Here is a 21,046-nt window from a genome sequence, read left to right as displayed (position 1 = left end):
CGTGCTGAGTGCCGTGCGGTTGTCGCGTACGGTCCCGAGGCGTCACGGCTCGGTGGGGCGTTGTCGCGGCGGGGTCAGCGGTTCTGGGGGGCTGGGGCGGTGGTGCGGTTGGCGGGTTGGGGGTGGCGGAATTCGTTGGAGAGTTCGCTGAGGGTGGTGTTCGTCCAGCGGACCGCGGCGAGGTAGAAGGACGCGAGCGCGGCGGGGTCGTCTGTGGCGACCGGCGGGGCGGTTCCGGTCAGGTGAGCGGACTCGGCGGGTTCAGGCGTGGGTCCGGTGCTTCCAGCTGTGACTGCGCTTCCAGCGAGGCCGTGCGGTCCGGCGGGTCCAACAGGTTCAGCAGGTCCGGCGGATTTGCCTGGTCCGGCGAGCCCGGCACTCCCAGCGAGCCCGGCACTCCCAGCGAGCCCGGCACTCCCAGCGAGCCCGGCACTCCCAGTGAGCCCGGCACTCCCAGTGAGCCCGGCACTCCCAGTGAGCCCGGCACTCCCAGTGAGTCCGGCACTCCCAGCGAGCCCGGCACTCCGAGTGAGTCCGGCGCTCCCGGCGGGTTCGGCGCTCCCGGCGTGTTCCGTGCTTCCAACGGGTTCCGTGCTCCCAGTGTGGCGGCGGGGGGTGGGCATGTCCGACAGGTCGGAGGGGGAGGGGGTTGTGTAGGCGCGGACGGTGGTGAGGACCTGGCCAAGGGGGCCGGCGCCGGTGAGGAGGGCGGCGGTGAGGGACGGGTCGAGGGGGACGCCGTTGAGGACGCGGGTGGTGGGTTCGTTGAACAGGTCGGCGACGGCGGACAGGAGGCCGCCGATGTACGCGGGTTCGCCCGGAAGGGAGGCGGCCTCGGCGAGGAGCTGGCAGCAGCGGGCGCGGATCAGCAGGTGGCTCAGCTGCTCGGGGTCGGCCTCGGTGATGTCGGCGACGACCATCAGCGTGACCCACTGGCGCAGGCGGGTCAGGCCGAGGGCCACGACCGCGTCGCGGATGGAGGAGACCGTGCGGTTGAGGCCGAAGGAGGCGGCGTTGGTGGCCCGGAGCAGGCGCAGGCTCAGGCCGGCGTCCTGGCCGATGAGGGGGACGAGCGAGTCGACGTCGACGTCGTCGGTGCTGAGGGCGGCCATGATGCGCAGGCGGGTGAGGCGGGACGGGGCGAGCGCGACGGTGGAGCTGACGTGCGGGCGGCCCAGGACGTGGCCCTGGAAGAACTCGAAGCCCAGGGACATCGCCAGGTCGAGGGCCTCGGGGGTTTCGAGCCGTTCGGCGATGAGCTGCAGGTGGGCGTGCATGCGGCAGTTGACGACGGTGGCGCGGATGGTGGCCTCGTCGGTGTCCAGCATGTCGATCTTCACGTAGGTGGCGACGTCGAGGAGGCGTTCGTGGCTGGTGCCGAAGACGAAGTCGTCGAGGGCGATGGTGTAGCCCTGCTCGTGCAGGGCGGTGACGCCGGCCAGGACCTCCTCGTCGACGTCGGTGGTCTCGAGCACCTCGAGGACGGCCTGGCTGCAGTCGAACGGCAGCGGCAGGTGGCCGGTGAGGAAGTCCCGGGTCAGGTTGATGAAGCAGACCTGCCCGCCGGAGACCTCGTCGAGGCCGAACTCCGTGAACGCCGCGACCAGCACCCTGGCGGTGGCGTGGGCGTCGCGACGGGAGGCGGTCGCGGCGGTCGCGCCGGCGCGGAACAGCAACTCGTGCGCGACCACGGCGCCGTCGCGGTCGTAGATCGGCTGCCGGCCGACGTGGACCACATGCTGCTCGTCGTCAGGCTGGCTCACCCCGTCATCTTCGCCCGGAAATCCCCCTGATTACCGCAAAACGGAGGAATGTGGATCCGGTCGCGCGCGGGAGGTGACGCCACCCCCGGGGTGCCGGTGGTGTCCTGGCAGCATGAGCAATCCGGAGCGGGAGCGGATGGCACCCCCCGATCACAACCCCGATCACACCCCCGGCCAGACCTCAGCCGGCGCCGGGCGGGCACCGGCCGCCCTGAAGGAGCACGCCAATCCCTGGTACCGGTGGGGACCGTACCTCAGCGAGCGGGCCTGGGGCACCGTCCGCGAGGACTACAGCGGCGACGGCACCGCATGGGAGGCGTTCCCGCACGACCACGCGCGGTCCAGGGCGTACCGGTGGAGCGAGGACGGCCTGGGCGGCATCTGCGACGTGGAGCAGCGCCTGTGCTTCGCCCTCGGACTGTGGAACGGGCGCGACCCGATCCTGAAGGAACGCATCTTCGGCCTCACGGGCAACGAGGGCAACCACGGCGAGGACGCCAAGGAGTACTGGTGGTACCTCGACGCGGTGCCGAGCCACTCGTGGCTGCGCTGGCGGTACCACTACCCGCAGCGGCAGTTCCCGTACGAGCAGCTGGTCAGCGAGAACCAGCGCCGGTCGCGGGAGGAGCCGGAGTTCGAGCTGCTCGACACGGGCATCTTCGACGAGAACCGGTTCTGGATCGTCGAGGCCGACTACGCCAAGGCCGACCCCGACGACATGCGGATCCGCGTGCGGATCACCAACCCGGGGCCGGAGACGGAGACGCTGCACGTGCTGCCGACCGTCTGGTTCCGCAACACGTGGTCGTGGGAGGAGGGCGGCGAGAAGCCGCGGCTGGCCACGGCGGGCGGCGACACGATCGGCATGGGGTCGATGGTGCTCCAGGCAGCACCCGGTCCTGACGGGTCGATGCCGCGGCAGCTGTACTGCGACAACGACACCAACACGGAGCGGCTCTACGGCGTGCCGTCCGGCGCGGCGTTCCCCAAGGACGGCATCAACGACCACGTCGTGCACGGCGCCGCCACCGTCAACCCCGCGCACGAGGGCACGAAGGCCGCGTTCTGGTATCAGGTGACGGTCGCGCCGGGCGAGACGGTCGAGCTGTCGCTGCGGCTCGCGCCGAACGCCGCCCCGGACGCGTTCGGGCCGGCGTTCGACCAGGTCCTCCACCAGCGCAAGCAGGAGGCCGACACCTTCTACGCCGAGCTCGCCCCCGCCGGCACCAGCGACGAAGACGCGATGATCATGCGGCAGGGCTTCGCGGGGATGATCTGGGGCAAGCAGTTCTACAACTACGACGTGGCGAAGTGGCTCAGCGGCGACCCAGGGCAGCCGCCGCCACCCCCTGGCCGGCGGCACGGCCGCAACGCCGGCTGGCGGCACCTGGACGCGTCCGACATCATGTCGATGCCCGACCCGTGGGAGTACCCATGGTTCGCCGCGTGGGACTCGGCGTTCCACGCGGTGGCGCTCGCGCACCTCGACCCGGAGTTCGCCAAGTACCAGCTGCTGCTGCTGTGCAGGGAGTGGTTCCAGCACCCCAACGGCGCGATCCCCGCGTACGAGTGGGCGTTCGAGGACCTCAACCCGCCGGTGCAGGCGTGGGCGGCCCTGCAGGTGTACAACATCGACGGCCGGCGCGACCTGGAGTTCCTGACCCGCGTCTTCTCGAAGCTGGTGCTGAACTTCACCTGGTGGGTCAACCGCGAGGACGAGGAGGGGCGGAACCTGTTCGAGGGCGGGTTCCTGGGGCTGGACAACATCGGCCCGATCGACCGTTCGCATCTGCCGCCGGGGTATCGGCTGGAGCAGTCCGACGCGACGGCATGGATGGCGTTCTACTGCCTGAACCTGCTGGAGATGGCCCGCGAGCTGGCCGCGCAGAACCCGGCGTTCGACGACCTCGTCGTGAAGTTCCTCGAACACTTCGCGCTGATCTCCGAGGCGATGCACGACAACGACCTGTGGGACGAGCAGGACGGTTTCTACTACGACATGCTGCGCCGTCCCGACGGCAGCAGCGAGCCGCTGCGGGTCCGGTCGATGGTCGGCGTCATCCCGCTGTTCGCCACGAAGGCGCTGCCGAAGGAGGACTTCGCCCGCGTCCGCCGGCTGTCCAAGAGCTTCGCCGCGATGCCCGAGCACCAGGTGGTGCCGGGGACCGACGGCATGGTCGGCGTCGGGGTCGCGGCGCACGGCCGGACCCGGCGCATCCTGCCGCACCTGTTCGACGAGCAGAGCTTCCTGTCGCCGTACGGGCTGCGGGCGCTGTCCAAGTGGCACGCCGACCATCCGTTCAGCGTCGAGCTGCCCGGCTGGACCGCGACCGTCGGCTACGAGCCCGCCGAGTCGAGCACCGGCATGTTCGGCGGCAACTCCAACTGGCGCGGGCCGCTGTGGATGCCGCTCAACTACCTCGTCCTGCGCACCCTGGAGGACTACCACGCCAACCTCGGCGACGCCGTGAAGATGGAATACCCGACCGGGTCGGGGCGGCAGTGCACGGCCGGTGAGATCGCCGAGGACCTCCGTCAGCGGATGCTGGCGCTGTACCGGCGGGGTCCCGACGGCCGCAGACCGGCGTTCGGCTGGATCGACCAGTTCCAGCACGACCCGCACTGGCGCGACAACCTGCTGTTCTACGAGTACTTCCACGCCGACAACGGCGCCGGGCTCGGCGCCACCCACCAGACCGGCTGGACCGGCCTGCTGGCGGAGATGATCGCGCGCCCGTCGGCGCACCAGGCGGAGGTCCGCTCATGATCAGGTTCGGCCGCCAGGTGTGCGGCGATCTCGACGCGGCGGCCAGCCGCGAGTGGCTGGTCACCGACGGCCTCGGCGGCTACGCGATGGGCACCGTCGCCGGCCTGCGCACCCGCCGCTACCACGGCCTGCTCGTGGTCGCGGCGCCCGGCGCCGCCTCCCGGAGCCTCGGCCTCGCCGCGCTCGACCCGGTCGTGCGGGCCGGCGAGCGGGTCTTCCGGCTCGCCACCGACGAGTGGGCCGGCGGCGCCGTGGACCCCGCCGGCCACACGCACCTCGCCGAGTTCCGGCTCGTCGACGGCGTGCCGTGCTGGCGCTGGGACCTCGGCGACGTGGTCCTGGAGCGGGAGATCGCGATGGCGCACGGCCGGTCCGCGGTCGGTGTCGTGTTCCGCGTCCTGCGCGCCCCGCGCCCGGTCGAGCTCGAGCTCACCCCGCTGTGCACCTGGCGGGACGCGCACGGCGAGCGCCACGCGTGGGGCGACCCGCAGGTCACGCCGGTCGCCGGCGGGTTCGAGTTCGAGGGCGTGTACCGGGTCGCCGGCCCGTCGTGGCGGCCCGGCGGCGAGTGGTACCGCGGCGTCCACGCCCGCGAGGAGGCCGCCCGCGGACTGAACCCGGACGAGGACCTGTGGGCCGCCGGCCGCTTCACCGCCACGCTCGCACCCGGCGAGACCGCGTCCGTGACCGCCTTCGCGACCGGGGAGCCGGCCGCCGACGCGGTGCCGACCACCTTCGCCGGTGGGATGCCGGCCGCGTTCATCGACGGCGGGACGCCGTCGGCGATGGAGATCGTCGCCGCGGCCCGGCGCCGTGCCGTCGCGCTGGGCGGGGGCGACGCCGTCGGGCGGCAGCTGGCGATCGCCGCCGACCAGTTCGTCATCGAGACGCCGACGGGCCCGTCGGCCGTCGCCGGCTACCCGTGGTTCGGCGAGTGGTCCCGCGACCTGATGACGTCGTTCGAGGGGCTGTTCCTCACCACCGGCCGCCACGAGCAGGCGCGCCGCGTCCTGCTCCGCGCCGGCGCGACCGTGTCCGACGGCATGCTCGCCAACACCGCCGACACCGGCACCCTCGAATACAACACCGCCGACGCGGCCCTGTGGTTCCTGCGCGCCATCGACAGGTACGCCGAGGTCACCGGCGACCTGGACACCGTGGCCGCCCTCGCCGGCGCCATGGACGAGGTGCTGGACCTGCACCGCCGCGGCACCCGGTTCGGCATCGCCGCCGACCCCGCCGACGGCCTGCTCATGCAGGGCAAGCCGGGGTTCGCGCTCACCTGGATGGACGCCCGCGTCGACGGCGTCCCCGTCACCGAGCGCCAGGGCAAGGCGGTCGAGATCAACGCCCTGTGGGTGAACGGCCTGGCGAGCACCGCCGCCCTCTTCGACCGGATCGGCCGCGGGCACGACTGGTCCGCGGCGGCGTCGCGGGCCGCCGCGTCGTTCGAGCACCGCTTCACCCGCCCCGACGGGCTCGGCCTGTACGACGTGGTCGACGGTCCGGCCGGCAACGACCCATCCATCCGGCCCAACCAGCTCCTCGCGGTGGGGCTGCCGCACGTACCGGCGGCGGATCCGGACATCGTGGAGCTGTGCCGGGCGACGCTGCTGACGTCGATCGGCCCGCGGTCGCTCGCCCCGGGCTCCCCGGGCTACCACGGCCGGCACCGCGGCGGCCCGCCGGACCGCGACCACGCCTACCACCAGGGCACCGTCTGGCCGTGGCTGATCGGCCCGTTCGTCGACGCCGCCCGCCGTACCGGCGCCGGCACCACCGGCGTCCTGGACGGCCTGGAGCTGCACCTCAGCGAGTGGGGCCTGGGCTCGGTGTCGGAGACCGCCGACGGCGACGCGCCGCACGCCGCCACCGGCTGCCCGTTCCAGGCCTGGTCGGTCGCCGAGCTCCTACGCGCCCGCGCCCTGGAAGGCGGTACCTGGGTGGGCCGGTGACGATCCTCAGTCGCATTGTCGCGGCGGTCGCGGTCCTCGGGCTCGCGACCGCCGCCGGTTGCGCTGGTGGGCGAGGGCAGGAGCTGGTCTCGTCGGACGCGGATCAGTACTCCAGCCCGGTCTGGGTGGGCGAGACGGTCTACTACCTCGCGCAGCGCGAGGACGGCTCCGACACCCCGCCGCGGTTGATGCGGGTCCGCGACGGCGGCCGTCCGGAACAGGTGACGGTCGAACACCCGGACTGCCCGGACCCGCGCGGGCTGAAGTCCCGGTTGCGGAAGGTCCTGGCCGTCAGCGGTCACGAGCTCGGGCTGGTCATGTCCTGCCGGGGTACTGGCGCCGACGCCTCCGCGGCGGTCGTGCGATGGGACGCCGACACCGGGCGGTCGACCGTCGTCGGCAAGGTCGGGCACTCCGGTGGCGTCGCCTGGTCGGGCGGCGAGGGCATGGTGTACTACCCGACGCCCTCCTGCCCGCAGAACCTTCCGGCGAGGGAGCTGCCGTCGACGTGTCTGGGCGAGCCCGACGCGATGCTCGGCGACGTGGCCGCCGACGGCTCGCTGGTCTACCTGACCACCCGGTGCGGCACCGACGCGCCGGGGCCGGAGTCCGTCTTCCCCGTCTACTCCGTGTGCCGGCGGGTCGGGCGCGGACCGGCGCGGACGGTGGCCCGGGCCGTGCAGGCGCCCTCGGCGTTGACCGTGCACGGTGACCGGATCGTGCTCGCCGGAGAGGCCAACGGCAAGGCGGGCGTGTGGCTGGTGAAGGACGGCCGGTTCGAGCGGATCGCCCGGGGGCGCTTCCTGGGCGTGGCGTTCAACGCCGACGGGACCCGGCTCGCGGTCGCCGACGAGGACAAGGGATGGTTCTCGATGACCTGGTCATTGCGGGTCATCCCGGCGCCACCGGCGCAGGCCGCCGGCTGAATAAACGGTGGTCTATGCAGAACCGTTGCCACGGGGTGGCGAGTCTGCTTAACTGATCGGCACCTCGGTGAGAGAGCGCTCTCTGGGGCGCCCGCCGGGGTGGAAGGAGTAACCCCCGCCCCCCAACAGGTCCGATCGCCACCGCCAATGGCGACGGACACCACCGCGGCACCGTGCGACCTTCGGCGAGGCGCATGGTGTGCGGCCCTTCGCGTGGCATCGACGCCCGTGTGACACCCCCATCCACCCGCCGGAGCGGGCGGCACTTCACCGTGCCCGCGAACCGGAAGCCCTTTCAGGGATCGGACGTGATCGGCGCACGTCGTTCGCTGCTTTCTTCGTAGGAGAGGTGCAACCGATCATGTTCCGCAGAGTGCTGCTCTGCGTCGCCCTCGTGCTCGCCGCGGCAGGCTTCAACATCGCCCCGGCATTCGCGGCCGACTTCTCGGTGCTGATCTTCAGCAAGACCGCGGGGTTCCGGCACGACGCGATCCCCGCCGGGATCACCGCGATCCAGCAACTGGGCACGCAGAACAACTTCACGGTCGAGGCGACCGAGGACGCGACGCAGTTCAACGACACGAACCTGGCCCGCTTCAAGGCGGTCATCTGGCTGTCGACCACCGGCGACGTGCTCGACGCCAACCAGCAGGCCGCGTTCGAGCGGTACGTCCGCGCCGGCGGTGGTTACGTCGGCGTCCACGCGGCGGCCGACACCGAGTACGACTGGGCCTGGTACGGCAACCTTGTCGGCGCCTACTTCTCCAGCCACCCGGCGATCCAGCCGGTGACGGTGCGCATCGAGGACACCGCGCACCCGTCCAACGCCGGCATCCCGGCGAACTGGAACCGCACTGACGAGCTGTACAACTACCGCACCAACCCGCGCTCGCAGGTGCACGTCCTGGCCAACCTCAACGAGGCCACGTACACCGGCGGCACGATGAACGGCGACCACCCGATCTCGTGGTGCCGCGCCTATGACGGCGGCCGCTCCTGGTACACCGGCCTCGGCCACACCCAGGAGAGCTACACCGAGGCGAACTTCCGCACCCACCTGCTCGGCGGCATCAAGTACGCCGCGCAGAACATCGGCAACTGCTCGGTGCAGTCCGCCGTCGGCACGTTCAGCCAGGTGAACCTGGCCAAGGGCGTGGCGGAGACCGGCGAGCCGATGGGCCTCACCGTCCTGCCGAACCGGGGCGTGCTGCACACCGCGCGCGACGGCGTCATCCGGTACACCGACGTCAACGGCAACACGAAGGTCGCCCTGACGCTGCAGGTCTACACCCACGACGAGGAGGGTCTGCAGAGCATCAAGGCGGACCCGAACTTCGCCACCAACAAGTGGGTGTACGTCTACTACGCGCCACCGCTCAGCACCCCGGCCGGCGACGCCCCGTCCACCGGCACGGCGGCGCAGTTCGCCCCGTTCAACGGCTCCAACAAGCTGGCCCGGTTCACCGTGCGGGACGACTACACGATCGATCCGAACTCGCAGGTGACGATCCTCGACGTGCCGACCAGCCGTGGGCTGTGCTGCCACGTCGGCGGTGACATCGACTTCGACGCCGCCGGCAACCTGTACCTGTCCACCGGCGACGACAGCAACCCGTTCGACTCCGGTGGCTACGCGCCGCTGGACGAGCGGGCCGACCGCAACCCCGCCTACGACGCGCAGCGCACCTCGGGCAACAGCAACGACCTGCGCGGCAAGGTGCTGCGGATCAAGCCGGGCGCCACGGGCGGGTACACCATCCCGGCCGGCAACATGTTCGCCCCGGGCACACCGAACACCAAGCCCGAGGTGTACGCCATGGGCTTCCGCAACCCGTTCCGGATGAGCGTCGACAAGGCCACCGGGGTCGTCTACCTCGGCGACTACGGCCCCGACGCCGGATCCGCCGACCCGAACCGAGGGCCGGCGGGAACGGTCTCGTTCGAGCGGATCACCCAGCCGGGCTTCTTCGGCTGGCCGTACTGCTCCAACTACAACACCCCGTACCAGGAGTACACGTTCCCCACTGGGCCGTCGTCCGGGCCGTACAACTGCGCCGGCGGGCCGACGAACAACTCGCGGAACAACACCGGCATCACCACCCTGCCGGCGTCGCAGGCCGCCTGGCTGCCGTACGGCGGACAGGGCCCGTGGCGGCCGGAGTTGGGCGGCGGCGGCCCCATGGCCGGCCCGGTCTACAACTTCAACCCGAACCTGGTCTCCGACGTGAAGTTCCCGGCCCAGTACAACGGCCAGGTCTTCCTCGGTGAGTTCACCAGCCGCTGGATCAAGGCGGCCGCCATCAACGCCAACGGCACGGCGGGCGCGATCACCCAGATCCCGTGGACCGGCACCGCCATCATGGACATGGAGTTCGGGCCGGACGGCGCACTGTACGTGCTCGACTACGGCACCACCTGGTTCGGCGGCGACGCCAACTCGGCGCTCTACCGCATCGAGTACAACAGCGGCGGCAACCGGGCACCGATCGCCCAGGCCGCGGCGACCCCGTCCTCCGGGGCGGCGCCGCTGACCGTGCAGTTCAGCTCGGCCGGCAGCAACGACCCGGACGGCGACGCGATCACGTACGCCTGGGACTTCACCACCAACGGCAGCACCGACTCCACCGCGGCCAACCCGACGTTCACGTACCCCACGAACGGCGAGTACACCGCGACGCTGACGGTGCGGGACACCGGCGGCAGGACCGCGACGGCCAGTGTCGTCGTCGGGGTCGGCAGGCCGACGATCCAGCTCATCACCCCGGCCGACGGCTCGCTGTTCCAGTTCGGCGACCTGGTGCCGTTCGAGGTGAGGGTCACCGATCCCAACGCCGGCACCATCGACTGCAACCGGGTCGTGGTCAACTACGTCTTGGGCCACGACAGTCACGGTCACCCGATCACCAGCAAGAACGGCTGCACCGGGTCGATCCAGACCACAGTGGACGGTGAGCACGACCCCAGCTCGAACATCTTCGGGGTCATGGCCGCCGTGTACACGCCGGTCAGCGGCACCGCGGTCCAGGACCAGCACCAGCTGCAGCCACGGACCCGGCAGGCCGAGCACTACAACACGATGAACGGCGTCCAGCTCGCCGCCAAGGCCAGCGCGCACGGCGGCAACGCCGTCGGCTACATCGAGAACGGCGACTGGATCTCCTTCAACACCTACAACCTGGCCGGCGCCAACACCTTCAAGGCGCGGGTCGCCTCGGCCGGCACCGGCGGCACCATCACCGTGCGGACCGGCTCGCCGACCGGCCCGGTGGCCGGCACCGTGCAGGTCGCCCCGACCGGCGGCTGGGAGACCTGGGTCGACGTCACCGGGACGATCAGCCCACCGTCCGGCACATCTGCGCTGTACCTGGTGTTCACCGGCGGCGCGGGGTCGTTGTTCGACATCGACGACTTCACGTTCACCTCCGGCACGACCCAGCCGCCGTCGTCGAACCTGGCGCTGAACAAGCCGGTGACGGCGTCCAGCGTGGAGAACGCCGGCACCCCGGCGTCGGCGGCCGTCGACGGCTCGCTGACGACCCGGTGGGCGAGCGCCTTCTCCGACCCGCAGTGGATCCGGGTCGACCTCGGCCAGTCGTACTCCATCAACCGGGTGAAGCTCACCTGGGAGGCGGCATACGGCTCGGCGTACCAGATCCAGACGTCCGCCGACGGCACGACCTGGACCACCATCAAGTCGGTGACCGGCGAGAACGGTGGCGTCGACGACAACACCGGCCTCACCGGCACGGGCCGCTACGTGCGCATCAACGGCACCGCGCGCGGCACGGCCTACGGCTACTCGCTGTTCGAGTTCGAGGTGTACGGCGGGACGGTCACCCAGCCGCCCGCCACCAACCTCGCGCTGAACAAGCCGGCGACGGCGTCCAGCGTCGAGAACGCCGGGACCCCGGCATCGGCGGCCGTCGACGGCTCGCTGACCACCCGCTGGTCGAGTGCCTTCGCGGACCCGCAGTGGATCCGGGTCGACCTCGGCCAGTCGTACGCGATCGGCCGGGTGAAGCTCACCTGGGAGGCCGCGTACGGCTCCGCGTACCAGATCCAGACCTCGGCCGACGGGACGAACTGGACGACGGTCCGCTCCGTGACCGGCGGCGACGGTGGCGTCGACGACAACACCGGCCTCGCCGCCACGGGCCGCTACGTGCGTATCAACGGCACCACCCGCGCCACGGCGTGGGGCTACTCGCTGCTGGAGTTCGAGGTGTACGCCAGCTAGCGGTGTGAACGGCACAACCGGGCGCGGGGATCGTCGGCGGTCCCCGCGCCCGCTATGCAGATCCGGGTCGGCGCAGCATCAACGACTGGAACCGGCGCCCCCGCCATACCCGACGACGTTTAGGCGCCGGCCGCGCCAGACGGAACGAGATCGGTAGCGGGTCTCACTCCCGTTGGCGGGTGGCGCGCCCCGCCCACCAGGCCAGGAGCAGGACGGTCGCGACCTCGGCGAGGCCGAGCGCGCGCTCCACGCCGCCGAGGGGGATCGCCCGCCACCAGCGCACCCCGGTCCACGACTCGGACACCAGCGCCCACAGGATGGGCGAGAAGCACAGCAGCGACACCACCCCGCCGAGCGCGACGAGGCGCGCCGCGGTGTCGCGCAGCCAGGGCGCCGCCGCGAGGAGCGCGCCGGCCGGCAGGCTGAGGAACGCGACCAGGCTCGCCGCGCGGTGCACGTCCCCGCTCAGCGACGGCCCCGACGCCCAGTTGTGCTTCTCGAACCAGACCACGCCGACCAGCCCCACCACCCACAGCAGCAGCGCCACCGTGGCGCCCCGGCGCACCAGCCCGGCCCGCCGCAGCGCCATCACGACCGCGACCGATCCGGCCGCGAGCAGCAGCGTCGCCACGTCGAACACCCAGCCGTTGGACAGCAGCGCGTACTGGCTGATCGTGCGGCTCGTCCAGTCCAGCCCCGCCGACGGCGGCAGCACGTGCAGCAGCCCGTACAACACGACCGACGCGGCGACGCACAGCACGCCCAGCCCTGAGAACGCCCCGACCGATTTCATCCCCTCCAGCCTGCCACGGGCCGCGGGGTCGAAATGTGGGGCCTGGGGGTGCTAAGCCTGTGCGCATGGTGACACTGGACGAGGCGCTTGAGGCCGGGCAGCTCGACGGGTTGCACGGGGTCGTGGCGGTGCGTGGCGGTGAGACTGTCCTGGAGTACTACGGGCGAGGGGCGGACCGGAGCTGGAACCGGTCGCTCGGGGTGCTCGAGTTCGGGCCGGACACGCTGCACGACCTGCGGTCGGTGACGAAGAGCGTGACGGCGCTGCTGTACGGGATCGCGCTCGGGGAGGGGTGCGTGCCCGAGCCTGACGCGCCGCTGCTGCGGCAGTTTCCGGAGTACGGGGATCTCGGCGCCGACCCGGAGCGGTCGCGGCTCACGGTGGGCCACGCGTTGACGATGACGCTCGGGCTCGAGTGGCGGGAGGACATCCCGTACGACAGCCCGGCCAACGCCGAGATCGCGATGGAGCTGGCCCCGGACCGGTACCGGTACGTGCTGGAGCGGCCGATCCAGGAGCCGCCCGGCACCAGGTGGGCGTACTGCGGCGGCGCGAGCGCCCTGCTCGGCCGGCTGATCGCCGACGGGACCGGCCGGCCACTGCCGGAGTACGCGCGGGCCAGGCTGTTCGAGCCGCTGGGCATCGAGCGGTTCGAGTGGATCGAAGGCATGGACGGGGTCGCGTCGGCGGCGTCGGGGTTGCGTCTCGCGCCGCGCGACCTGGCCAGGATCGGCGAGGTCGTCCTGCACCAGGGAACGCATGAGGGCATGCAGATCGTGCCCGGGGCGTGGATCCGCGCGATGCTGGAGCCGCGGTGCACGACCGACTGGGGCGCCGGGTACGGCTACCAGTGGTACCTCGAGTCCGTCGCCGGCCGCGCGGTGGCGCAGGCCGCCGGCAACGGCGGGCAGCGCCTCGCGGTGGTGCCGGAGCTGGACCTCGTCGTGGCGGTCACCGCCGGCAACTACGACCACCCCGAGCAGTGGCGGACCCCGTTCAATCTGCTGGACCAGGTCCTCCTGCCCGCGCCGGCGTGACGCCCGGACGCTATCGTTCAGGTTGTGTCGGAGCGTCAGGTGCGCGGGTTCGCCGTCGCCATGGACCGGTTGGCGGCCGAGGGCGGCACGGGCGCCTCGCTCGCAGAGGTCGTCGTTTCCATCGGGGTCCCGGTGTACGAGCAGCGCACCATCTGGCTGCAGGAGACCATGTTCCTCGACTGGCGGCCGGTCCTCGACGCGCTGAGCCTGCCGACCCTCGCGCAGCTCTGGGGGACGTCCAACGTCGGCGGGCCGGCGTGGCCGGTGGTGACGGAGCTGCCGCCGGCGGCGCTCACCACCGAGCTCGAGGCGAGCGGTTGGCGGGAGCGGCTGGAGGAGCTGCCCGACGACGCGTTCATCGACCCGGACGGCGACCCGCTGGAGGACGCCTACGACGTCCGCGAGGAGCTCGCCGACTCCCTGGAGCTGCTCGCCGCGTGGTGCGTGCGGACGACCGAGACGGCACCGACGGCTTCTCTCGTACTGGTGATGCACGGCGACCAGTAACGGTCGATGCAACCATCGACGGCCACCACCTCGTCAATGGATGCACGGGGCACGGCCGAGGAGGTTCGCATGCGCAAGGTTGTCATCGCGGTGAGCGGCGTCGTCGCGACCTGCCTGATGGTCGTGGGGGTGGCCGCCTGCGCGGCGAAGACCGGCGGGGAGCAGGCCGGCGGCCCCGTGACGCCGTCGCCGGTGCCGATCACCGTCAATCCCAGCGCGCTGCCCGTCGGCGACACCGTGCCGACCGGGGTCGTGATCAAGGGCAAGGAGATGGTGCTGTACTTCTGGGGCGCGCCGGAGCGCCCGTACCTGGACCAGGCGTGGCGTGACACCGGTACGGGCGAGGTCCGCGTCGACACCATCTGCGCCGGCGGCACCGGGTACATGGCCGAGTGGGGTCCGGTCGAGCCGGGGCGGGTGTTCGGGCTCATGCAGTGCGTCACGCCCGACGGCACGCTCGTCGAGGTCGGCGCCGTGTGGGCCGAGGCCACCCGCGTCACCAGCCAGGCCGAGGGAAAGACGGTCGAGGCGAAGTACGCGAAGTGGAGCAGGAACCCGGCGGTCACCATCTTCTGGGTGCAGCGGCACGGCAAGCCCATCCCGCAGAACGTCCCGGCCGGCGAGGGGCGCACCACGCCGCTGCCCGACGACCGGTATCCGCTCATCACCGCGTACGACGGCAAGGGCGCCACGATCGTCGCCGTGCGCCTGCGCCCGCCGGCCACCGAGCAGAAGGGCGGCTGACCCGCGTCAGAGGCGGCGCCCGAGGTAGGCGGCGAGCCGGTCCGCGGCCGTCGCGCCCGCGGGCGGGGGCTGTTCCGGGCCGAACGACCCGCCGGGGGTACGGGGCAGGTCGCCGTACATCGCCCGTACCGCCGGCAGCACCGCCTCGGCGACGTCCGGCACGAGGTCCGTCGGCCGGCCGAGCGCCCGGGCCAGGTCCCAGCCGTGCACGAGCATCTCGATGACGACCTGCTCGACCAGCCGCCAGCCGGGCGCGGGCCCGAACCGCTCCCGCAGCATCCCCGGCCGCCGGAACGCGGCGAGGGTGCCGGCGGCGGCGGACCGGAACGCCGCGACGTGGTCGCCGCCGAGATGGTCGGCGTCGAAGTCCCCGCGCGGCGCGCCGGCGGCGAGGCCGGTCCACAGCAGGTTCTCGTAGACGAGATGGTTCAGCAGCGTCTGTACGTCCCAGCCGGCGCACGGCGTGCCGTCGCGGAACCGGTCGGCGGGCACCTCGGCGACGATCGCGCCCACCGCCGCCAGGACCCGTTCGCAGGCGGCGAGCATCGCCTCCGGGTCGCCGTCCTCCTCCAGGACCGCGGCGATGGCGGCGGTACGGGCGCCGGGTGCCGGGTTCGCCCGTAGTGCGGTCGTCAGCCACCGGCCGGGCGCGGCGATGCTGGGCCGGACCGGCCAGCCGTTGATGACGCAGAGCAGCTGCCAGTACCGTTCGACCCCGGCGTCCGCGGCGACCTCCAACTGCTCCAGCAGCCCCGCCCGCGCCGCCTCGCCGTCACCGCCGACGTCCAGGCCGGTGCGGGCCTGCGTCGGGATCCACGCCTCGACGATGCCGGCGACGACCGGGTCCGCCGCGGGCGAGTCGGGCATGACACCCGCGTCCATCGCCGCCGTGACCCGCTCCACCCACAGGTCCGTGAGCCGCTCGACCGCCGCCAGGTCCTCCTTGCCGTGCTCGCCGGGCGCGTGCTCGGCGGCGTACGCGGCCATCCGCGCGAGCGCCACCCGTAGTGCGGGTGCCCGTACCAGCGCGGCGAGCTCGAGCCACGCGTCGAGCTGCTCGTCGGTCGGCTGTTCGGGCAGGTCGGGCGTCGCCGCGAGCAGCCCCTCCCGGTACGTCGGCACGTCCAGCCCGCCGACGGCCTCCTGCACGAACCCGTGCACGACCGCGGTGCGCTCCGCGGCGGACAGCCGCGCCAGCCGGCTGAGCTCGGCGAGCTCCTCGGCGGTCGCGGCCCGCCGCGCGACGGACCGCAGCACCGCCTGCTGCAACCGCAGCGACCGCACCTGCACCTCGATCGCGTCGGCGTGCACGGCGGCCGCCTCGGCGATGCTCCGCTCCCGGTCGACGACCTCCCGGATCGCCGCCATCCCGAGCCCCAGCTCCCGCAGCGTCCGCGCCAGCTCCAGCCGCGCGAGCGCCTGTGCGTCGAACCGCCGGTACCCGCCCGTGCTCCGCCCCGTCGCCGGCACCACCCCGATGTCCGACCAGTGCCGGACCACCTTCACCGGCAGCCCGGTCCGCCTCGCCAGCTCCCCGATGCTCCACAACCCGTCGCCATCCACTCCCACACCTTCGACTCTCCCACCATGGGAGAGTCAACCGGCCGCCGCCGGCCGAACATGCCGGACGATCACGGAGGCGGCCTCGGCAACGGCGGCGGTGCCGTCGACGACGAGGTCCGCAACGTGTCTGCCCGGGGCGATGTGGGTGAGGTACGCGGCGCGTCCGTGCTCCAGGTAGCCGCGGAGCGTGAGGGCGGGGTCGCGGCCTTCGGCGATTCTGCGCAGCGTCTTCCGGGCGATGCTGATGTCCGGTGGGGTGTCGATGTACACCTTCCAGCGGGCGGCGGCCCGCAGCTGCGGCAGCGTCAGGGCGAAGATGCCTTCCACGATGACAAGCGCCCCGTCCGAGTGCTCGGCGGGGTAGCGCCGCAGGCGGCCAGGGTCGATGGCGGCCGGGTCGCTGAAGTTGACGACACGCCCTGGTCCGTCGTACCTGGGAAGCGCCGGTGCCAGGGCGGGATCGGTGTGATAGCAGTCGTCAAGGCGGATGACCGGCACGCCGAGGAGGGCGGCCGTGGCGTCGGCGATGGTGGACTTGCCCGAGCCCGCCGGGCCGGCGATGGCCAGGATCGGGGCCTCACCCCCGCGACCGGTCAGCTCTCCACCGCGACGTCGTCGACCGTGCGGCCGGGGCCGAAGCGGACGGCGACGAGGTGGTCGGTGAGGTGAGGGTCGAGGGTGTAGTCGAAGACCGCGCCGGTCTCGGGGTCGCCGGGGTACAGGCCGACGCGGACCAGGCGCAGCGCCGCCGGGAAGGCGTCCGGGGTGGTGTGCGGCAGGGCCTCGGCACCGTCGAAGTCGAGGTAGTCGTCGAGGACCGCGTCGACGTCGTCCTCGATGGCGGCACGCGCGCGGGTGTCGAAGGCGGCGAGCTCGGTCACGAATGGGGCGACCTGGTCCAGCGTCGCGGCGCAGATCGTGGCGCCGTCGAACGTCAGGTCCACCCGGACCGTGCCAGTTGTCGTCTCCCACTGACACGACCGGCCGGCCGGGTCGAACTCGACCGTGCCGAAGACCGGGTGTGTGAGGGTGTGCGGAGTCATGACGCGAAACCGTACCGGCGGACCGGCCCGAACGGCGTGTCGCGGATGCCTTCGAAGACGCCGCCGGCGCGCTCCAGGGTTTTCGCCGAGGCCTCGTTGTCGACGGCGCACACGGTGAAAAGCCCGGTCAGGCCGAGGCCGCGGGCGTCGGCGAGGGTGCGGGCGAGCGCCCACGTGGCGAGGCCGCGCCGCCGGGCGGTGGGGCGGATGCCGTACCCGATGTGGCCGGCCCACCGTACGTAGTCGTCGTCACCGTGGCGCAGCGCGATCGCTCCGAGCACGCGACCGTCCTCGACGATCCAGCGGTGCCGGCAGCGGTGGCGGCCCGTACCGTCCGGCACCGAGCGAGCGGCGAGGCGGGCGACCCACGTGGCGAAGCCGGCGGGAGAGTGCACGTCGTCGGTGGGTGCGAGACCGAACCCGTCCTCGTGCGTGCCGGGGCCCCACTCCGCGTGCGCCTCGAGCCAGGCGCTGTGCAGGCCGGCATCGGGCGCGATGAGTTCGGGCACCCGCCGACCGTACCCCTTCGCGGCCACCCACCGGCCGGGGTCTCGTCACGGCAGGTAGAACGTGAGCAGGTCCGCCGTCACCGGTGGGAACAGTGACCGCATCAGGTCGGCGTTCGGGCCGGGGTAGACGTCGGCGTGCCAGGCGGCGAGGCCCTCGATGCCGTGCGGGCCGAAGAGCAGCGGCCCGACGAGGTCCGGCGCCACACCCGCGCCGCCGTGCGAGGCGGGGCCCTGCATCGGGCCGCCCGCGACGACCTCGGTCACCGCGCCGCCGGCCCGCCGCAGCCGGACGTGCCGGCGGAAGAACGACACGACGACGTCGTCCTCGCCGTCGTGGTGGCGCAGGCGCGCCGACAGTACGGGCCTGAGGCGGTCGAGCAGCGCCGCGACGTCGGGGATGCGCAGGTAGTAGTCGTTCGCCTCGGGTGAGGGCGGCGCGAGGTACGGGTGGAGAAGGCCGCCGCGGTCCTTCGCCGAGAACGGTTCGCCGCCCGCGAGCGTGGCGGCGTGGGCGAGCAGCGCGGCGACCGCGTCCGGTTCGGTGGCGCCGACCTCGCCCAGCACCACGCCTTCGTCCGGCGGCGTGACCCGGCCCGTGCCGATCATCCGCCCGGCCCGCTCCACGACGACCTGGCTGCTGCCCGCCCGTGCGACGAGCGCCCGCCAGCACAGCGGCGAGTGCGGCATGCTCACGTCGTACGCACGCTGCACCGCGTCCTGCAGCCGCGCCATCGCCGCGATGTCGTCCGGCCCCGCGGCCCGCACCGCACACCCGGCGGGCATCGCCGGCACGGTGTGGACCGCTCTGCTGTGCGGGATCGGGATGCTGTACTGGTAGCCGAACTGCCGGTAGAAGTACGGGATCCCGATCATCACCTGCAGCAGGTGCCCGCGGGCGGCGGACCGCTCGTGCGCCCAGCCCATCAGCGCCCGGACCAGCCCGCGCCCTTCGTACTCGCGGTCGGTCGCGACCAGCTCCACCTGCCCCGCCGGGATCGCCACCCCGCCGAGGACGACGGTCTCGTCCAGCAGCGTCGCCGTCGACACGACCCGGTCCCCGTCGACGACCACCCCGCACGCGTCGAACCCACCGTCGGCGTCCTCGACCACCAGCCGGTGGTCCTGCCGGTCGGCGGGCTCACCACGGTCGGCGAGCAGCACCCCGATCTGTTCGAGATCCGCGGGCCGCGCCGCCCGCACCACCAGTCCACCGGCCAGCTCCACGCCGCCCACCGTACCGCGCCCGTGGTACGGGTACTGGACACCCACAATCGGGGTTTCGTACGGCCCATGCGGCAGCGGCAACGTCGCGTCATTCGGGCGTTGGTTGATCGAGTGATGCTGCTGGCGTGGTTGATGGTTGGGGTGTCGGATTGGTTGCTCGGGTCAAGAACAGCAGCATGAGTGCGCCGGCGGCGCAGTAGCCGACGCCTTGGAAAGCGATGACAGGGATGATGCCGAGCTGGCTGCTGAAGACGCCGGCGGCCAGTGTCCCGGCGAGCATCGCGGCACCTTGGATCGCGTTGACGAGGCCGAAGATCCGCCCGCGGTGGGCGTCGTCGGTGGTGGTCTGGAGCAGAGTGAACAGGCCGGTGATGGTGAGAGCACCGGGCAGTCCGATGGCGATCATGAGGACGAACGCCGGCCAGAGCGCCTGGGTCTGGAGCGGGTAGAGGAACAGCGCCAGGTCCAGCCCGCCGAAGGCGAGGGCGCCGTAGCCGAGAAGGTGGCGTGGCGAGAAGCGGTTTCCAGCGGCGGCGACGGTGAGTCCGCCGATGATGCCGCCGACGGCCTGGCTGGACAGGATCAGACCGTAGGTTTCGGCATCGCCGTGCAGGATGTCGCGGACGAACGGGGCCATGAGTGTGCCCATGATCGCCTCGCCCAACCCGATGATCAGCACGAAAAGGAGGAGGAGGCGCAGCGCTGGGTGGTGAGTGGCGATTCGCGCGCCATGGGTGAGCTCGCGGATCGCATGGTGTGCTGGCGCCGGTCGAGACGCGGGACCGGCCGGGTGGCGGATCAGGGCAATGATCGCCGCGGCGACGGCAAAGCCGGCCATGTCGATGAGGGTCAGTGCGGTGATGCCGCCCAGCCCGGCGGCGAGACCGCCGAGCGCGGCGCCGGCCAGCCGGGCGATGTCGCGGTTCTGTCCGTTGAGCGCGTTGGCGGTCACGAGGTCACACGACGGCACCGTGTGGGGCACCATGGCTGCCTCGGCGGTGATGAAGAACTGAGCGAGGCTGCTCTGCGCGACGGTGACCAGGTAGATGATCCAGACCTGGTCTCTACTGTGGACAGCGAGGAGTGGCAGCAACCCGATGGCCAGGAGCAGGTTGGTGACGACCATGGTGCGGCGGCGGTCCCACCGATCGGCGTAGACCCCGGCGAGCGAGCCGAGCGCTATCTGCGGGAGTAGGGCGGCCAGCAGAGTGGCGGCCGAAGCGAGGGTGGAGCCGGTCAGTGCGTAGACGTGGTAGGCCAGGCCGGTGCGCAGGATCCAGTCACCGGTCAGCGAGAGGAGCCCGGCCGACAGCAGCAGCCGCAGGTCGCGGTAGCGGGTCAGTACCCGCCACAGCGTGCGCATCTCAGCCGTCGGTGTCGGTCGGTTCGACCGGGACGCTGATGAAGGTCAGGTTCACCGGTTGGGCGTCGGCGGGCCGGGCGGCGTGTTCGCCGAGGCGGCGCCGTTCGACGAGTGGGGTGATCAGGGCGTCCAGCGCCTCATGCAGCTCGGTGAACTCTTCGACCGTCAGGTAGACCAGGCTCTGGGCGACGCCGGCGTTGCGCTGCCATCGCGGGTCGTACTGGTCGCGGCGGCGGTGCCACGCGGCGAGGTGTTCGACGCCGCGCTCGGCCACCATCTGGTCCAGGACGTCGACCGCGGCACTGGCTTCGTCCTGTCCGGTCCGTGCCGCCGAATATGACGTGGCGGTGACCTGCCACGGATGGTCCCGGTTGTTGGTGGTGTCGGCCGGTTCGACGAAGCCGTATTTGGCGAGCTGACGCAGGTGGTGGGAGGCCAACGCCTGGCTGACGCCCAGCTGCCGGGCCGCCTGCGCCGCGGTTGTCGGGCCCTGCCGACCGACCAGCTCGTGCAGCTTGATCCGAAGTGGGTGGGCCAGCGCCCGGATGGTCACCGGATCGTCCTCGAGGACCTTCTGGAGGAGGCCGACCACGCGTGCACGTTCACGCTTGACGA

Annotated in this window: 16 protein-coding genes; 7 read left to right on the top strand and 9 right to left on the bottom strand. The window is 72.2% G+C overall.

The genetic code is table 11. The features are described 5' to 3' along the window. Window positions 1–74 precede the first annotated feature (74 nt). Window positions 75–1,763 (bottom strand): HDOD domain-containing protein, encoded by a 1,689-nt coding sequence (locus ACQEVZ_RS04025; RefSeq protein ID WP_433361456.1) that lies wholly within the window; start codon window positions 1,761–1,763, stop codon window positions 75–77. Window positions 1,764–1,875: 112 nt separating this feature from the next. Here ACQEVZ_RS04025 and ACQEVZ_RS04020 point away from each other — a divergent pair, with 112 nt between their 5' ends. The 4 genes from ACQEVZ_RS04020 to ACQEVZ_RS04005 all read left to right on the top strand — a co-directional run bounded on the left by ACQEVZ_RS04020 (window position 1,876) and on the right by ACQEVZ_RS04005 (window position 11,648). Next, window positions 1,876–4,530: an MGH1-like glycoside hydrolase domain-containing protein gene (locus ACQEVZ_RS04020; RefSeq protein WP_433361453.1), complete on the top strand. Its 2,655-nt coding sequence runs from the start codon at window positions 1,876–1,878 to the stop codon at window positions 4,528–4,530. Then, window positions 4,527–6,485, top strand: coding sequence for an amylo-alpha-1,6-glucosidase (locus tag ACQEVZ_RS04015; RefSeq protein ID WP_433361450.1), 1,959 nt, complete (start codon window positions 4,527–4,529; stop codon window positions 6,483–6,485). Before ACQEVZ_RS04020 ends, ACQEVZ_RS04015 begins: the two co-directional genes overlap by 4 nt. Then, window positions 6,482–7,411, top strand: a complete 930-nt coding sequence (locus ACQEVZ_RS04010; protein WP_433361447.1) for a hypothetical protein — start codon at window positions 6,482–6,484, stop codon at window positions 7,409–7,411. Before ACQEVZ_RS04015 ends, ACQEVZ_RS04010 begins: the two co-directional genes overlap by 4 nt. 361 nt (window positions 7,412–7,772) lie before the next feature. After that, the gene (locus tag ACQEVZ_RS04005; protein ID WP_433361444.1) at window positions 7,773–11,648 is read left to right on the top strand and encodes a ThuA domain-containing protein; all 3,876 of its coding nucleotides are present in this window, start codon (window positions 7,773–7,775) and stop codon (window positions 11,646–11,648) included. Window positions 11,649–11,811: 163 nt separating this feature from the next. Here the strand turns inward: ACQEVZ_RS04005 and ACQEVZ_RS04000 are convergent, their stop codons facing one another. Next, window positions 11,812–12,441 (bottom strand): DUF998 domain-containing protein, encoded by a 630-nt coding sequence (locus ACQEVZ_RS04000; protein WP_433361441.1) that lies wholly within the window; start codon window positions 12,439–12,441, stop codon window positions 11,812–11,814. Between the two features lie 65 nt (window positions 12,442–12,506). On the opposite strand from ACQEVZ_RS04000, the gene ACQEVZ_RS03995 reads away from it, so the two are divergent. From ACQEVZ_RS03995 to ACQEVZ_RS03985, 3 genes are all read left to right on the top strand, one after another. Beyond that, complete coding sequence (locus ACQEVZ_RS03995) at window positions 12,507–13,478, top strand: serine hydrolase domain-containing protein (protein WP_433361438.1); 972 nt, start codon at window positions 12,507–12,509, stop codon at window positions 13,476–13,478. 24 nt (window positions 13,479–13,502) lie between these two features. After that, the gene (locus ACQEVZ_RS03990) at window positions 13,503–13,985 is read left to right on the top strand and encodes a hypothetical protein (protein WP_433361435.1); all 483 of its coding nucleotides are present in this window, start codon (window positions 13,503–13,505) and stop codon (window positions 13,983–13,985) included. A gap of 69 nt (window positions 13,986–14,054) precedes the next feature. Beyond that, complete coding sequence (locus tag ACQEVZ_RS03985) at window positions 14,055–14,729, top strand: hypothetical protein (RefSeq protein ID WP_433361432.1); 675 nt, start codon at window positions 14,055–14,057, stop codon at window positions 14,727–14,729. 6 nt (window positions 14,730–14,735) lie between these two features. Here the strand turns inward: ACQEVZ_RS03985 and ACQEVZ_RS03980 are convergent, their stop codons facing one another. The 7 genes from ACQEVZ_RS03980 to ACQEVZ_RS03950 all read right to left on the bottom strand — a co-directional run bounded on the left by ACQEVZ_RS03980 (window position 14,736) and on the right by ACQEVZ_RS03950 (window position 21,023). After that, window positions 14,736–16,298, bottom strand: coding sequence for a TIGR03086 family metal-binding protein (locus tag ACQEVZ_RS03980; RefSeq protein ID WP_433361429.1), 1,563 nt, complete (start codon window positions 16,296–16,298; stop codon window positions 14,736–14,738). Between the two features lie 27 nt (window positions 16,299–16,325). Then, window positions 16,326–16,790 (bottom strand): uridine kinase family protein, encoded by a 465-nt coding sequence (locus tag ACQEVZ_RS03975; protein ID WP_433361426.1) that lies wholly within the window; start codon window positions 16,788–16,790, stop codon window positions 16,326–16,328. A 95-nt stretch (window positions 16,791–16,885) separates the two neighbouring features. Then, the gene (locus tag ACQEVZ_RS03970; RefSeq protein WP_433361423.1) at window positions 16,886–17,335 is read right to left on the bottom strand and encodes a DUF2004 domain-containing protein; all 450 of its coding nucleotides are present in this window, start codon (window positions 17,333–17,335) and stop codon (window positions 16,886–16,888) included. Next, the gene (locus tag ACQEVZ_RS03965) at window positions 17,332–17,844 is read right to left on the bottom strand and encodes a GNAT family N-acetyltransferase (protein ID WP_354896102.1); all 513 of its coding nucleotides are present in this window, start codon (window positions 17,842–17,844) and stop codon (window positions 17,332–17,334) included. The genes ACQEVZ_RS03970 and ACQEVZ_RS03965 overlap by 4 nt, the downstream gene beginning before the upstream one ends. Before the next feature lie 45 nt (window positions 17,845–17,889). Continuing rightward, the gene (locus tag ACQEVZ_RS03960; protein WP_433361419.1) at window positions 17,890–19,068 is read right to left on the bottom strand and encodes a GNAT family N-acetyltransferase; all 1,179 of its coding nucleotides are present in this window, start codon (window positions 19,066–19,068) and stop codon (window positions 17,890–17,892) included. A gap of 88 nt (window positions 19,069–19,156) precedes the next feature. Further along, on the bottom strand, window positions 19,157–20,431 hold the full coding sequence (locus ACQEVZ_RS03955) for an MFS transporter (protein WP_433361416.1): 1,275 nt from the start codon (window positions 20,429–20,431) through the stop codon (window positions 19,157–19,159). A gap of 1 nt (window position 20,432) precedes the next feature. Further along, complete coding sequence (locus ACQEVZ_RS03950; protein ID WP_433361413.1) at window positions 20,433–21,023, bottom strand: ArsR/SmtB family transcription factor; 591 nt, start codon at window positions 21,021–21,023, stop codon at window positions 20,433–20,435. Window positions 21,024–21,046 lie beyond the last annotated feature (23 nt).

Source organism: Dactylosporangium sp. CA-152071, assembly GCF_050936335.1.
GTDB classification, from domain to species: Bacteria; Actinomycetota; Actinomycetes; order Mycobacteriales; family Micromonosporaceae; genus Dactylosporangium; species Dactylosporangium maewongense.
The sequence above is the reverse complement of the archived record's forward strand: the minus strand, read 5'-3'. Positions and strand labels throughout refer to the sequence as shown.